This is a genomic window from Nitratireductor thuwali, from assembly GCF_036621415.1.
GTDB classification, from domain to species: domain Bacteria; phylum Pseudomonadota; class Alphaproteobacteria; order Rhizobiales; family Rhizobiaceae; genus Chelativorans; species Chelativorans thuwali.
In genome coordinates this window covers 2,367,989-2,382,251 of record NZ_CP030941.1, presented here as the reverse complement: position 1 = coordinate 2,382,251, position 14,263 = coordinate 2,367,989, and the positions used below count along the sequence as shown (strand labels likewise).

Annotated in this window: 10 protein-coding genes; 4 read left to right on the top strand and 6 right to left on the bottom strand. The window is 59.6% G+C overall.

Annotation, left to right across the window (positions count from 1 at the left end; all coding sequences use genetic code 11):
* Together NTH_RS11585 and NTH_RS23130 are read right to left on the bottom strand one after the other, a co-directional pair.
* On the bottom strand, positions 1 to 1,314 hold the full coding sequence (locus NTH_RS11585) for an XRE family transcriptional regulator (protein WP_338530157.1): 1,314 nt from the start codon (positions 1,312 to 1,314) through the stop codon (positions 1 to 3).
* 131 nt (positions 1,315 to 1,445) lie between these two features.
* Positions 1,446 to 1,883, bottom strand: a complete 438-nt coding sequence (locus NTH_RS23130; RefSeq protein WP_422392388.1) for a DUF6932 family protein — start codon at positions 1,881 to 1,883, stop codon at positions 1,446 to 1,448.
* Positions 1,884 to 2,015: 132 nt separating this feature from the next.
* On the opposite strand from NTH_RS23130, the gene NTH_RS11575 reads away from it, so the two are divergent.
* The 4 genes from NTH_RS11575 to NTH_RS11560 are packed head-to-tail and all read left to right on the top strand — an operon-like array spanning position 2,016 to position 6,519.
* A complete protein-coding gene (locus NTH_RS11575; protein WP_338530155.1) occupies positions 2,016 to 2,639 on the top strand; it encodes a type IV toxin-antitoxin system AbiEi family antitoxin domain-containing protein in 624 nt (207 codons plus the stop codon).
* Positions 2,629 to 3,540: a nucleotidyl transferase AbiEii/AbiGii toxin family protein gene (locus tag NTH_RS11570; RefSeq protein WP_338530154.1), complete on the top strand. Its 912-nt coding sequence runs from the start codon at positions 2,629 to 2,631 to the stop codon at positions 3,538 to 3,540. The genes NTH_RS11575 and NTH_RS11570 overlap by 11 nt, the downstream gene beginning before the upstream one ends.
* On the top strand, positions 3,537 to 4,967 hold the full coding sequence (locus NTH_RS11565; protein WP_338530153.1) for a toll/interleukin-1 receptor domain-containing protein: 1,431 nt from the start codon (positions 3,537 to 3,539) through the stop codon (positions 4,965 to 4,967). The genes NTH_RS11570 and NTH_RS11565 overlap by 4 nt, the downstream gene beginning before the upstream one ends.
* 22 nt (positions 4,968 to 4,989) lie before the next feature.
* Positions 4,990 to 6,519 carry a hypothetical protein gene (locus NTH_RS11560; RefSeq protein WP_338530152.1) on the top strand — a complete coding sequence of 510 codons (1,530 nt, stop codon included), beginning with the start codon at positions 4,990 to 4,992 and terminating at the stop codon, positions 6,517 to 6,519.
* Positions 6,520 to 6,587: 68 nt separating this feature from the next.
* Here the strand turns inward: NTH_RS11560 and NTH_RS11555 are convergent, their stop codons facing one another.
* The 4 genes from NTH_RS11555 to NTH_RS11540 form a co-directional block, all read right to left on the bottom strand.
* The gene (locus tag NTH_RS11555) at positions 6,588 to 8,336 is read right to left on the bottom strand and encodes a UvrD-helicase domain-containing protein (RefSeq protein WP_338530151.1); all 1,749 of its coding nucleotides are present in this window, start codon (positions 8,334 to 8,336) and stop codon (positions 6,588 to 6,590) included.
* Positions 8,333 to 10,153 carry an ATP-dependent nuclease gene (locus NTH_RS11550; protein ID WP_338530150.1) on the bottom strand — a complete coding sequence of 607 codons (1,821 nt, stop codon included), beginning with the start codon at positions 10,151 to 10,153 and terminating at the stop codon, positions 8,333 to 8,335. Before NTH_RS11550 ends, NTH_RS11555 begins: the two co-directional genes overlap by 4 nt.
* A gap of 68 nt (positions 10,154 to 10,221) precedes the next feature.
* Positions 10,222 to 12,930 (bottom strand): AAA family ATPase, encoded by a 2,709-nt coding sequence (locus tag NTH_RS11545; protein WP_338530149.1) that lies wholly within the window; start codon positions 12,928 to 12,930, stop codon positions 10,222 to 10,224.
* Positions 12,927 to 14,069, bottom strand: a complete 1,143-nt coding sequence (locus NTH_RS11540) for a metallophosphoesterase family protein (RefSeq protein ID WP_338530148.1) — start codon at positions 14,067 to 14,069, stop codon at positions 12,927 to 12,929. The genes NTH_RS11545 and NTH_RS11540 overlap by 4 nt, the downstream gene beginning before the upstream one ends.
* Between the last annotated feature and the right edge of the window lie 194 nt (positions 14,070 to 14,263).

The window sequence follows — 14,263 nt, the reverse complement described above, 5'->3', positions numbered from 1 at the left end:
TCACTGAAGCGCCCGATCAAGAAGTTGCCGATCGAGCTCGTTGTCGATGTCATAGGGAAAGCGTTCGACGAACACGTCGCGCGCGATTGCCCAAGGATCTCCATCCGTCGCCTGAAGATTGGCTGCCGCCCCCCACCAGTTCACACCCTGCCACGACAGGCGGAATGCGAGATAGTTGGCGAGCGCGCCCACACTGACCCCATGTTTTCTTGCAACTTCAGGCACGACACCCTTGAGCCTCTCAACAGATCCCCGAGCGGCACGCACGCAGGCCTGGGCCAGTGTTTCAGCCTTGCCGCCAAGTACAACCTCACCGGCAAACTGACTTGCCGCGATTTCCTCATCCGAGTTGCGCCGTTCAGCCGAGGTTTCGTCGAACTCGATCACTTCGAGCGTTTTAGCATCAGGGCGTTGTCCCGCGTGGAACAACTCATGCAAGAGATCGAATAGCCAACGCGCCTCGTGTGGTGACGTCTGCTTGAGAACAACGACATTCTGCCCATCATAGCGCCAACACGCTCCATGGAATGTTCCACGATCGTGAAGTGGAAGAACCACAACGCCCATATCCCAGGCGGTGTAAAGTGCGCTTTTCAAGTCGACAGCACCGTATGCTTGCTGAATACGTCGACGCATTTCCGCAGCATCCGTCGGAATGTCCGACTTTGGCAATGCACGAGAACCCTTAAGAGCAACAACGGCCAGATAGTTGGCGTAGGCCGCGTAAAGACTCGTTGCCGCCTGAGCGCGATGAGCGGGCATCTTGAACCGTGCCTCCGCCGCAGCAAAACGCGGGGCAACAAGCGCTTGCGCACCAAACACATTTTCATGTGTCCAGCCGAATACCCGCTCCAATATGGAGCCCGTCTTCACGGCGAGAGCGTAGTCATCATCCTCGCTTCCAACCTCGCCACTGGCGCGCGCTGCGTCCACCGATGGCAACAGCCTGGACAATAGAAAGTCGCGATCGAGTCCCACCTGGCGCAGCTTTCTGACAAGCCCCTCGAAGCTATTTGGCGCAATTGGAAGCAGGATTTCGTTGCGGATACGCAGGCCCAGGGCTTCGGCAATCTCGCGCATGCGTTGATAGCTGGCAGAGGCATACCGCTCCGCTTCATAGCGCTGGATCTGTTGCTCCTTCAGGCCCAATCGTTCAGCGAGCGCCTTTTGGCTCAATCCATTAGCAATCCGTGCCTTTATCAGTCCTTCAGCTAGACCGTCGAACGAGTTGATATTGATCACGGACAGATCTGTAGACTTCAGACTGTCATATTCGGCGAGTTCCGCTTCCAGATCAGCGAGTTGGCTCTCCATTGCCTCTCGCTCCGCCTGTAGGATGCGCGGATGCACGTCATCGCTTGCTGGCGTCGAAGCAAGCGCGCCAATTGTCTCGCGAAACTTCTCAGCCTCACTTCGCGTGATCCTATACTGCCGTTCATTAGTAATCATGGCAGGCTCCCGAGATCGATGTTGATGACCCCCTTGGCCACACCGTTTCGATCGGTCATGAAAAAGTCGCGGTAGAGGATCCCCGGTGCCGCCATTGCCGTCGCGGGGAACAGCTCTCCCAGATATTTCGACTTCATTGCTGCCCGACCATTCGTGAAATCGAGCAAGACGGGGTCAATTCGATAGGGATCGACCCCGCGTGTGTCCCAGGCGCCATCGTAGTCATCCGGCAAATCCTTCTGCGATACAAAACTTCCGTCGAGGAGCATCAACCGGCACCCTGCACCAGCCAAATTGTGAAGTGCCGCCAACAAACCGCCGAGAAGGCGGGTTCGATGGCCGTTCCCGCAAAATCGATGGGCGACCTCGCTCCACGGTGCGTCATGCACGCCTGGAGGAAGGTAGCCAGTCGAGGAATCCACGTCAGGAATCATGACACAACAATATAGTTGTGTTGCTTGTTCGTCAAGTGTTCCCCCCTCTTTCCCACCGACACCTTCAAAGAGATTTGAAGCGCTCCAATACCTGTGATAAAACCTCTGCACTTATCCGTATGAGCGTAGAAAATGTCACAAGCGGCTACGACACAACGCGACACAGCCCGAAGCCTCTTCCAACAAAAGGGGCTCGTTCGCATGCGCGATCTGCGCGATGCGGGCATTGGAGCCGAAACTGTCGCCCGCATGGTACGCGAGGGTATGGTGGTGCGCGTGGCGCGGGGGCTCTATCAGCTTACCGACGCAATGCCGGATCCCCGCCGCAGCTTCGCCGAAGCCTCAGCCCTTGTGCCCAAAGGCGTGATCTGCCTCACCTCTGCACTGCAATTCCACGAGCTGACGCTGCAAATGCCCTCTGCGGTGTGGATCGCGATTGAGCGGACCGGATGGAAGCCCAAGGTCGAATACCCTCCGATTCGCTTCGTGCGGTTCGGTAGCAAGGCTCTCAAGGAGGGTGTGAAGCGGCACTCGATAGATGGAATTGAGGTTCCGATCTTCGAGCCGGCCAAGACGATCGTCGACTGCTTCCGATACCGCAACAAGATCGGACTCGACATCGCGCTGGAAGGCCTCCGCGAGGGGCTGCGCACCAAGCGGGCGACGCCTGACCAATTGTGGGAGTTCGCACGCTCCGCCCGCGTCTGGTCGGTGATGCGGCCCTATGTCGAAGCGATGGTCGCCGATGGCGCGTGAAGTCCGAAATATCGGCGCATCTGTGCGCGCCCGCCTGTTGGACCGCGCTCGTGCGGAGAAATCGGATTTTCAGATTCTCCTCACGCGCTACGCTCTTGAACGACTTCTCTATCGCCTCAGCGTCTCCGACCATCGCGAGCAGTTCGTCCTTAAAGGCGCAATGCTTTTCACAGTGTGGCGAGACGATCCGTTCCGCCCCACACGCGATTTAGATCTGCTTGGCCACGGCGACCCCGAGCCTGCCGCAATTGCCGAAAGTGTGCGATCAATCTGTTCTGCCATCGTGCCTGACGACGGCGTTGTCTTCGATATCGATGGCATTGAAGCCGCGCCTATCCGCGACGAAGCCGAATATGCTGGCGTGCGCGTGCGAACCAGCGCAACGATCGCCGGCGCGCGCATTCCCATCCAGATCGATGTCGGATTCGGTGACGCAATCACACCCGCCGCGCTTGAGATCGAGTACCCCAGCCTGCTGGACGCCCCGGCACCGATGCTGCGCGCCTACCCGCCTGAAACGGTCATCGCCGAGAAGACTGAAGCGATCGTCTCGCTCGGTGTTGCCAACAGCCGAATGAAGGATTTTTACGACCTCTGGATGGTTTCGCAGACGTTCGCTTTCGAAGGCAAGGCTCTCACAGACGCCGTCCAGAAAACCTTCGAGCGACGTCGGACACCCTGGCCCGAGCAATTGCCCACCGGTCTTAGCGATGCCTTTGCCAGCGAGAAGGACGCCCAGTGGCGAGCATTCCTAGCGCGTGATCGGCTGGCCGCTGCGCCTGCTTCCCTCATCGACGTCGCCGACAATCTGCGGGCGTTCCTGGGACCGGTATTGGCGCGAGAAGAGCTGGCATCCTGGCCCGCAGGCGGACCTTGGATGTATCTGGAGGCTGCCGGATGACGCCACCGCCAAATACAGAGCCGGAAGCGAAGGATGCGCCGCGTGAGGCCATCTTCATCAGCCACGCCGCTCCCGAAGACAACGCGTTCACAATCTGGCTTGGCGCCAAACTTGCCGCCATGGGTTACGAGGTCTGGGCCGACGTGCTCCGCCTGAAGGGCGGTGACGACTGGCAGCGCAAACTCGAAAACGCGCTTCGCCAGCGTGCCTGCAAGATGTTGCTGGTCGCCAATCCCCGCGCAGTCGACAAGCAGGGTGTTCGCAACGAAATCCAAATCGCCTCCGAGGTCGCGCGCAAGGTTGGCGACAACGCCTTCATCATTCCGCTGCGCATGGAACCCTTCGAGGCGCCGTTTCTGATCGCCCATGCGCAGTATATTGACTTCACACACGGCTGGGCGCGCGGCCTCTCGGAGCTGCTGGAGACGCTGCAGGAAACCTATCATGTGCCCCACAATGCGAGCGGCGGCGAATCAATCTGGCGGGAAGTCCAGCTCGTCCACGGCAAGACCCTTGTCTCCCAGCCCGAACGCCTGATCTCAAACTGGCTCTCGATCGAGCAGTTGCCGGAGAATATCCGCTACTACGAATTTAAGGGTCAGGTATCCGAACGTCGAGCCCAGGCCGCGATGAAAGATGCACCGTGGCCTCTGCGACCATTCCAACGAGGCTTTCTTTCCTTCACCCGCATCCATGACCTGCAGGACCACTTTGGGCCGAACCTACCGATTGGCCAGAAGGCACAGCGTCGCGTCGCCGGCTTCCTAAACACCGGTTGGGACAAGATCGGGATCGAACGACTCGACGCCCGCAATCAGTTCAGCGACCTGGCTCGCCAAGCGTTTGAAAAATTGTTCACTGAGCGCGGCCTTCGTTCCTACGAATTGTCCGGCACCCAACTGGCTTGGTGGGGGCCCGTCGACGTCGTGCCGACGACAAAGATTGCCTTTCGTTGGGGCGATGTCGCTGGTCTTCGGCAAATACAAGGGGTGTCGGTCAAGCGGCAAATGAACTGGCATTTCGGCGTGAGCGTCGCCGCTCGCTCAGCGCCACAGCACCATGTTCGGATCGTCAGCCGCCTCGTCTTCACTGAGGATGGCCACAAGCCATTTGACGACCCCGCCAAAATGCATCGGCTCCGCCGCTCCTTTGCCAAGACATGGCGCAATGCCCGTTGGCGGGACATGCTGCTCGCCTTCCTGCACTGGCTTGCCGACGGAAAGGATTCGCTCTCCGTGCCGGTCAGCTCTGAAGAAGGGATTGTGCTCGGCCTACCGCCGATTTCCTGGCAGGTGCCGATCAGTCTTCCGGTCGAGGAGGAAGCTCCCGAACCCGATGACGACGATCCCAGCGACGATGACGAACCGGATGAATCCGGTAGCCAAGGCGGCGACGGGGGCTCCGAGGAGGCAGGCGATGACGACTAGGCCGCGATCCTTCAAGCCTCAGATGCTCTATCTGGAAGAGCCCCAACTTGAATTCCGCTACGGTCAGCACCTCGTCTATCCCCGCGACGGCCTCTACCTCTATGGCCCTGTCGGGGACACAAAGGAACTGCCAACGATCCGATACGGGGTGATTGGCACACCGGATGGCGTAGGTCGCTTCAAAGCCTGGGCACAATCAATGGCAGGATTCATCGATATCCCGCCGCCCGGGCCGCGTTCGCGCGCTGTCGAACCACAGCATGTTCCGTTTCCCGGCTTTGCGGCGGCTTTCCATGCAGACTGGCCCATTGAACCACCATGCATCATCGATACTCTTGATCCCGATGAAATCGAACAAACGCTTAGGATCGCGAACCGTCATGAGGCGGTGCGCAACACTGTTGACTTGTTCGTGTCGCGCCTCGTCGCCGAGAACAATCGCCTCGAAAGCGCGCCACAGTTCTGGTTCGTCGTCATTCCCGAAAAAGTCTATGAACTCGGCAGGCCGAAATCGACGGTCAGGCGTGACGATCGCGTTGCGGGCGAAGTGACGATCTCCCAGCGTCGTGCAAAGGAGCTGCAGCGCCAACCGACCTTGTTTGGCGAGGACGAGCGCGAAGCCGAAGTCTATCAATATGCGACCCATTTCCGCCGGCAACTAAAGGCACGACTCCTCAAGGAGCGGATTGTCACGCAGATCGTTCGTGAAACGACGCTGGCGCCCGGCGATTTCCGTCGCGAGAGCGGCATGCCGATCAGACGCATCGAGGATCCTGCGACTATCGCCTGGAAGCTGGGAACAGGCGCCTACTACAAGGCTGGCGGGAAGCCTTGGCAGTTGGCCGATGTTCGACCGGGTGTCTGTTATGTCGGACTGGTCTACAAACGCAGCGAACTAACAAGCGACAAGCGTCATGCCTGCTGCGCAGCCCAAATGTTTCTCGCTGACGGGGAAGGCGTGGTCTTCCGCGGCGCGCTCGGCCCTTGGTTCCAGACCGATACGAAGCAGTTCCACCTTGATAAGGATGCCGCAAGGAACCTCATCAAGATGGTGGTTGGCGAGTACACCCGCCTGCACGATGGCCCACCAACCGAACTCTTCATCCACGCGAAGTCCGCCTTTACCGACAACGAATGGCGCGGTTTTTCGTCCGCCTGCGGAGATGAAACCAACCTCGTCGGTGTGCAGATTGCCGAGGCTCGTGATGACCTGAAGCTCTATCGGCCTGGAGAGTATCCCGTCATTCGCGGCACGGCGCTGCAGATTGGCGAACGCCACGCACTGCTGTGGACCTCGGGCTATGTGCCACGGCTGGATACCTATATGGGGCCTGAGACCCCGAACCCGATTTCGGTTCGCGTTCTTCGCGGCGAGTGCCCATTGACGACGGTCCTCGCCGACGTGCTCGGGCTCACGAAGATCAACTTCAATTCGTGCCTTCACAATGATCGATTACCGGTGACGATCCGTTTCGCCAACGCGGTCGGAGATGTCCTCATTTCCGCGCCGATGGATGGAGAGCCTAAGCTTCCGTTCAAATTCTACATCTAGAACAAATGAGCAAAACCCGTCCTTTCGACTGCCACTCTATTCCGAGTGCCCAACACAAGCTCGCAATCTTACAATTCAAGGATTTCCACTAACGCTCCTTGGGCCCTCAAATGGGTAGCTAGTCGTTGAGTTTGGCTCCGGGGCGCCGCGATCATGAGTAACTTTTCCGCACGCGACGCCGCGACATAGAGCTTGCGGGCATCTTCGGCATTGTCTGCAGGTTCTCCTGTTTCCAAGTAGTTGAGTATGCTCTTGAGGGTGGGAGCCGTAGTTACGACGCATACGGCCGGAAATTCCATGCCTTTGACCGCGTGTATTGTGCGGGGCATCGCTGTCGCTGCCGGAACGGCCGCGAGCACGGCGGAAACGGCGTTGTTCCATTTAAGCCTTTGAGACAGTGACGGTCCGTCGTTCAAGGTCAGATGCCGGGATAGCAATTCCTTGGTAGCGGCATGCCACGCTTTGGCATCGGCATGTTTTGAAGGGTCGAAGCGCAGCGCCCGCAGGAGAAACAGGACCTGGGGACGCCAGCTCGCCTGTTCGATCTCGTTGTCGGCAAGATACTGCCGGTAGGAGAGATCACCCAGGCGTCCCTCTAGCTCCAGCAGGATGTGGTGCATCTGGTCGATCGCCGTCTTCATATCGTTGAAGCCGGCCGCAAAATGAAAATCCGTCACGGCCTGGGCGAGGCGCACGGACCGGTCCCGTCTTTTGCTCGGACGCGGCTGTCCTGCAGCGGCGGCGCCGCTGGCTTTGGTCGCGGCAATGACCGGAGACTCGGCAAGGTCGATCTCCGCTTGTGCCACCTGTTCACAAAAGGCCGTCCCGATCGCCGCCGGAACGGCGGTGCCGGGATAGGACAGGATGAGAACCGGTGTGGCATCGTCCTTGTGGCGACCGAGCGGTTCATCCGGTGCGGAACGCGATGCGAGTGGGCGGAACTGCGCCGTGGTCTTGCATACATTGGGCGCCGACCGGAAGTTTCCGGTCAGAGCTTTGCGGCCCTCTTCGTCAAAGGTCTCGGCAAACGCAAAAAGCTGGTCTGTAACACCACCGCGAAATTCATAGATCGATTGGTGCGGGTCGCATACGACTTTCACCGGCAGTCCCGAATCCCGCAGCCATGAAATGATATGCAGATCGTCAGGATTACAGTCTTGCGCTTCGTCTACGATGACTTCGCTGAACCGGCCCGCCAGGGCGGCCGCAATGCGGGGCGCGGCCGCGGCGTCTCTAAGCCGTTCGAGCGCAACGCCCCGCGCCTCATCAAACCCTAGTTGTCCGCGCGTCCGCAGACCGGCGCGGATACTCGCCGCCGCTGTGACATAGGCCTGGATCTGCTGGTTGGACTTTTGGGAAAGGTCGAATCCGCGCTGTTTCGCTGCCTGCGCGAATATTGTCCCGGTAACCGGACAAAAGCAGGATAGCGGCAAGGGATGGGCGCCGTTGAAGGGCGTCACGGCAAGGTCTGCGATATCGGCGATCAGGCGCGGCCGAACATCGCAATTCGAAATGCCGAAGGGCGCGACAAGAAACTGCCAGACGAAACTGTCAAACGTGCCGATGAAGCTCGGAAACACGGGCGAAGGCAGTATCCCTTCTTCCCGGAGCCGTGTTTCCAGCTCGAAAATGGCACCCTGCGTAAATGACAGGAACGCCACGCCCCGGCCCGCCGGCATGTCAGCGAACAAGCGCCGCGCGCGTTCGGTCATAACCCGCGTCTTGCCGGCGCCAGGACATGCCGTCACAAAGGCGGAGCCGTCATGATCGATAATGTCCTGTTGTTCCTGGGTGGGCTGAAAGGCTTGCGGTTTCATTTCACAAGCGCCTCGATCGCCTGCCGGATGTAATCTGGCACGACAAAAGACGGGCTGGCGGCCTTCTCCGCTAGAAGCTGCGCAAAATCTCCCTTGGGCGTTGTCTTAAAGAGGTCCTGTATCGCACGGGCCCGGTCGTCGCCCGTCTTCGCCACAGCCTCGTTCCACTTGTCTTCCGATTGCGGATGCAAACCCAGGTACACGGCCTTCAGGCAGTCTGCATTGCCTGCTGCCACGAGTTCGGTTTCGAGCGAATAGGTGTTTGTGAAGACGTCCAACACCGCGCCGGCGCCTCTTTCGGCAGCCAGTGCGTCGAGCGCGGATTTGCGATTGCCGCCGGGAAGCGGTTTGTCGGCGGTGACGGTCTGCTTATCGCCGTCCGTAATAATCACAAGACGATCAGCAATACGAACATCGTTAAAGGGCGATAGCAGCGCTTTCGCATACGGGCTGAAATCCACGCCGTCTATCGGGACGAAGACGGCTGACCGAAATGTGCGAAAGGCCGAGGGGTTATCTTTCAGGACATGGTGTTTGGCGATGACCGGCAGCAACAATGCCTCGGCAATACCTTCAACCAAGAGGACCCGTCCACCGAAGAGCAGGGCGGATTTGGTCACATCAAGATAGCGGTCGATTTTGCGGCGTTCCGGATCGCTCAAATCAAGCTTGGAAAGCGGAATGCAGCGAGACTGCGCACGCGGCGCAACCACCGCGTGCGGCGTTTCCGAATGTTCGGTTTGTTCGCTCCCCTGTTGCGCCGTTCCTTCGTTCTTTCCGCTGATGGGCGCAACCGACCGCACGAATACCAGATTCTTGCTTGGGACCCAGGCCGACAAATTCGGCGAGTGCGTAGCGACAACAACCTGTAGATGGCCCGCCGGCGCGTTTTGGTCTTCCTTCGGTTTGAGCGACTGCGCGGCCCGCTCTTCAAGAAAATTCAATACTGCTGCCTGGAGCTGGGGATGAAGATGGGCTTCGGGCTCTTCGACAAGAAATAAGGTGAGTTCGGCATTGTCGGTCTTTTCCAGCTCGACCGCGATCGTCGCCATGTAGAGAAGATTGGCAAAGCCGTGCCCGGAGTATTGAAGGTCCTCCGGGGCGATGCCGTGATCGGCGAGTTTGAATCGCAGGTCGCGGGCAATATCGATCAGCTTTTCGTCCGTATTGAAGCCGAGGCTGGCGCTTTGCCGCCTGACTCCTGTGGTCAGAATGTCGAGACCACCGGCCACGGCGAGGTCCACGTCTTTAAGAAGCTGATCGTCACTGGTGCGGGCCAGTTTTCCGGCAATCTCGTCGGGATCGCGGTCGCCGAGAAAGTGGTTCAGCAACGCATGGATACGGGTCGGATTGCCTGACGCGAGAGCACGTTTGGCGTCGCGCAAGGGCGGCAGATAGACATGCCGGATCATTTCATGGGCGCCGGATTCCGGCGGCGTTTTGAAGCGGCCTGCCCACAGGTTGGGGCGAATATGTGATTGTTTGCCGGTGGCCTCATATGTGAGGCCGAAGCAGGCCGCGTTCAGCGTATCGTCGGTTGCTGCCGAGATGAGGCGTCCCTGCTGCGGCGGTGTCAGGTCCTCAAAGATTGCCTGAATGCTGAACGCTCGGGTCGCGGTCCCAAAGCGTATGTCTGTCTGTTCGCAATAGAGTTCCCGGCGCCCGCTCAATGGCGTCGAAACAAGACGGATGGCGTCAATAAGATTACTCTTGCCGCCGTTGTTTTCACCAACGAGCACCGTCAAGCTGCGCTCAAACGTAACCTGCTCTTCGGCGAATGAACGAAAATTTGTGAGTTGAAGTTGGCTTAAGTGCATATCCCCCGCCAGGCCATCCTATTGTTATAATTCCTTATATCTGGTCGTGCTCGGCGATCCTTTTGTCATCATGCCGATACCAGTTCCTCCGCGCTCCCGGCTTGTAGTGAGAGCTGCCGACCACCCAGCTCCTCGAAGAGCTGCTCGCGGCATGTGAAGATGACGACCTGAACGTTGCGCGCGGCCATGTTCAGTATGTCGAACATCCGGTTCATGCGGTGGTCGTCGGAGAACACGAGCGCATCATCCAGTATGACGGTTGCCGGATGGCCCTGTTCGACCAACATTTCGGCAAAAGCGAGCCGAATCAGAACCGCGATCTGCTCCTGGGTCCCCATACTTAGATGATGGAAGGCTTCCTCGTATCCGGCCTCCCTGGTGACGCCGACGATACGCAAGTCTTCGTCGATTGTGATTTCGGCGCCCGGAAAAAGGAGCTGCAAATACGGCCGCACGCGGTTGAGCACGGGAGACAGGTAACGCTCCTTCGCCTCCTGTTCGGCAGCCCGCAGGGTGGTCAGCAACAAGTTTAATACCTGGACTTCCCGGTCGGCGCGGTGGCGCTCGTCCGTCGCGCGTTCCAGCTCACGGGCTTTTTGTTCAATGGCCTCGTCCAAACCGGCACCTTCGAGGACTTCGATATGAGAACGCAGGCCGGCGATGGTTTCCTTGAGGTTGCCACGTTTTTCACGGCGATCCCTTAACGCCTGTTCGAGACGGCCGATGCGGGCTTCGAGTTGAGGAAGGGTTTCGTCCGTGCGCTGATCCTTGAGACTGGCAATGGCATCTTCCTGGTCTGACACTGCCTTTTCGGCGGCGTCGATCGCGGCTTGCAGGGCGGTGTCCGCCTGATTTTCTTCGGCGGCCGCCAACTCTGCGCGCCGCTTTTCCAACCGGACGCCGCTGTCGTCATATCGCGTTCTGACGGTTCCGAGTTGAGTCTGAAGTGCGCCCAACGCATCTTCGGGACCGCCGAGGGCTGCCCTGGCCATGTCCACGGCGCTTCGGGCCTCTTCGGCCTGTTCAAGGGCGGCGCGCAGCGCCGTGTCGGCCTCCTGCTTTGCGGGAAGCGTATCAATTTCAAGATCGGCGAGATCGCGCGTCAGGATGAGTTGCAAACTCTCTATATAACCCGCCAGCGCCTCGGCCCCGGCGTCGTGATCGTCCGTGGCCGGCGCATGCAGCACGGCTTCCTGACGGGCGAGTTCTCCATCCTGCACCAGCTTCTGCCGTCTCCTGTGCTGCTCTTCGGCGTCATCGACAGTTTTCACGCCCCCGGTCTGCAAGGCGGTCTCAAGAGCGGTTCTCGCTTCGCGTTGCTGATCGCGCAGCTTGTCCCGGTCCTTGACCGCCGGTTCGACCGTGATGCGGCCCTGGCCGGGTATCGTAATCGTCGTCGGACCGATTGCCTGAACGGGCGGGTCATCGATGGCCACCTTGCGGCCATCAACTTCAATTCCCGACAAGGCATCGGCTGCCATATCGAACGTAATGCGCGTGGCGGCGGCGCTTAGGCGGCTGTCGATGGTCTCGAGAGCTTTCGCGGCATCGCGGATTTCCGTCAGGGTTTCGTCTGTGACAAGAATGGCGGCAGCCTCTTGCCGGGCCTTGCGTTGCCGTTCTTCCGCCGCCGCCGCTTTTTCGTGCCGTCCTTCGAGCTCACGAATGCGACCCTTGCGTTCGACGGCTGCCAATATACGCCGCTGATGGGATACCGCGTCATCTGCCGTGGTAACGCCGGCCTCGGCTTCACGGACCGCGGTCCGCAACTGGTCGAGCCGCGCACGGGCCTCTTTTTCCCGGCCACGTACATCATCTAGCCCCTTGCGGGCCGTTTCCACAGCCTCCTCTTCGTCAGCAATAGCCTGTCTTAACGCGGTGCGCGCGACCAGGGCCTGGTTGGCCTGCTCAAGATTGCGCTGTTTCAGAGCAAGATCGCTGTCCGCTGCGGCGATACGCGCTTCCAGTTCCGCCAAATGACCGTGGCGCTTCCGGGCATCCGCCAGTTCCGTCTCATCGGCTTCGTCGCGATCGCCGGTGGACAGGCGCGCCAGCGTCTCCTGCGCTTGCTCAAGCTGATCGAGTGTTCTGGACAGCTCTTCGCGGCGGCCCTGTAAATCCGCAAGATCGGTTTGCAGAGTTTCGGTGTTGTCGATCAGTTCCTTGTACGCGCCGCGCGGCTTGCCGCCGCCCGTGACCAGTTCGCCAAGCTGCTTTTCGATGGCCTGCGGAAGCGCCCGGCCGCGACGGCCGCCGAGCACCGTGCCAACCTCGGATTCCAAGGCACTATGCAGATTAGCTCTAGCGCTTTGCGGCAGGTCGAGCGCACCGAACGAGTGGCCCTGTTGAACCCACAGCACATTCCACATGCCAAGCGTTTCGGCTTTGGCGCCAGTTTTTCCCGGCTCATCGAACCCCAGCAAATCGCGCAGGACATCTTCGGCAGCATCGCCTTCCAGCGTTCGCCCATCGGGGCACGACAATCGGGCATAGGGCTTTTTGACGAAGCGTTTCGTTATGCGGTACACGCCGTCATCCAGCTCAAAGGCAAGCTCGACAACCGGCCCGGCCTGGTTGCGATCGTTCTGCAACGCCGTAATCGGCTGAGCCTTCGAGCTGTATTTCTCAAACAGCGCCGCCCGGAGCGCTTCAAGCAGCGTCGATTTACCCATCTCATTGGGACCGACGATGACATTCAGCCCGTCCGCAATGCCATCGAGCCGCACCGGGCTGGTGAACTTCTTGAACTGATTCAGCGCAAGCGACCGCAGTTTCATTGGCGGCCCGCCTGGAGCTTCATGTGCTCGATATAAAGACGCTGCAACGCCTCGGCGGCAATGGCCCGTTCGTCGTCGCTGCCTTCCTCGGATTTGCGTTTCAGCTCTTCCGCCGCCGCACGGACGAAGCCGCCGCGATCGATCCGGTCAAGGTCCTCCGCCGTCGGGTGCGGGAACAGGCGCCGGTCATCAACGCGCATGAAACAGAACGCGGCTGATACGCCATCCACCACTTCGTTCTCGAAATATTGGCGGTCATCAAGCGACACGGCGCCTTCAATCGCCAAACGGATGAGCACGCGATCCAGGTCAGCGGCGACCGTCCGCAGCGTTCCAGCGAGGCGGTCTATGTCCTCGCGGCTGTTGATCTGCTCCGATTGCGTGAGCCATTCGTAGTGGCCGGTCGGCAGCGGTGTGACTTCCGGTGCGCGCTCATGAGCGTCGATTTCCACCAGCAGCGCCTGGCCGCCACCGGTCACATCGAAGGCATCGGTCTCCGGTGTACCGCTGTACCAGCAGCGCTCGTTGATCTTCTTTTGTCCATGCCAGTCGCCCATTGCAAGATATGACAGGCCGGCACGGGCCGGGCGGTCTGGCGCAATGAAGTTGGGAACGTCGCGATCCTCCGATCCGAAGCCGGTCACCGTGCCGTGGGCAATCCCGACACGGAACAGCCCGTCCCGCAACGCCACATCGTCCATATAGGCCGTCGGATCATCAAGCCGCCGGCGGTGATAGAGAGGGGCCGGAAGGATCGACAGCGAGTCTTCTTCAAAGGTGACAGGCCCCGGCTCCGTATAGACATGGACGTTCGCGGGAAGCCCCTTGCGCAGGAGTTGATCCCAAAGTCCGTTGGGGCGATGCGGGTCGTGATTGCCGGGGAGCAGGTGCCAATGCGTATCGGCGAAGTTGCGCATCCGCTCCAGCGGCTGGTTAAGCGAACGCGGCGACAAGGCTTCCATGTCATAGACGTCGCCGGCAACTAGCACATGTTGAACACCGTGTTCTTTCGCCAACTCGCCGATCTTGCCGACAGCGCGCAAGCGAGCTTCTTGGAGGAGGCCCATAATAGCAGGATCTACGAAACGAAATACCTTGCCGATTTGCCAGTCTGATGTGTGTATTACTCGCAGAGTCATTTGGTGATCTTCTTAAAATAACTTCGTCTCTAGCAAGGTTGAAAATAATTCAACCCGCCATCGCCAAACATGCCTGATACCCTGACTCTACACATTTACGGTTTTCCTGAACATCCAGAAGGGGACGGCCTTCCCCTGCGGCTAAGCCGGAAGTCTCGGCCGATCCCTTCCGCGGGGAGACCCCGCAGCGCCCC

Bases quoted from the DNA above. Each gene is read 5' to 3' on its own strand.
- NTH_RS11585 (WP_338530157.1), bottom strand. From the start codon at position 1,314: ATGGAGAGCCAACTCGCTGATCTGGAAGCGGAACTCGCCGAATATGAC.
- NTH_RS11545 (WP_338530149.1), bottom strand. From the start codon at position 12,930: ATGAAACTGCGGTCGCTTGCGCTGAATCAGTTCAAGAAGTTCACCAGC.
- NTH_RS11560 (WP_338530152.1), top strand. From the start codon at position 4,990: ATGCTCTATCTGGAAGAGCCCCAACTTGAATTCCGCTACGGTCAGCAC.
- NTH_RS11540 (WP_338530148.1), bottom strand. From the start codon at position 14,069: ATGACTCTGCGAGTAATACACACATCAGACTGGCAAATCGGCAAGGTA.
- NTH_RS11550 (WP_338530150.1), bottom strand. From the start codon at position 10,153: ATGCACTTAAGCCAACTTCAACTCACAAATTTTCGTTCATTCGCCGAA.
- NTH_RS23130 (WP_422392388.1), bottom strand. From the start codon at position 1,883: ATGATTCCTGACGTGGATTCCTCGACTGGCTACCTTCCTCCAGGCGTG.
- NTH_RS11565 (WP_338530153.1), top strand. From the start codon at position 3,537: ATGACGCCACCGCCAAATACAGAGCCGGAAGCGAAGGATGCGCCGCGT.
- NTH_RS11555 (WP_338530151.1), bottom strand. From the start codon at position 8,336: ATGAAACCGCAAGCCTTTCAGCCCACCCAGGAACAACAGGACATTATC.
- NTH_RS11575 (WP_338530155.1), top strand. From the start codon at position 2,016: ATGTCACAAGCGGCTACGACACAACGCGACACAGCCCGAAGCCTCTTC.
- NTH_RS11570 (WP_338530154.1), top strand. From the start codon at position 2,629: ATGGCGCGTGAAGTCCGAAATATCGGCGCATCTGTGCGCGCCCGCCTG.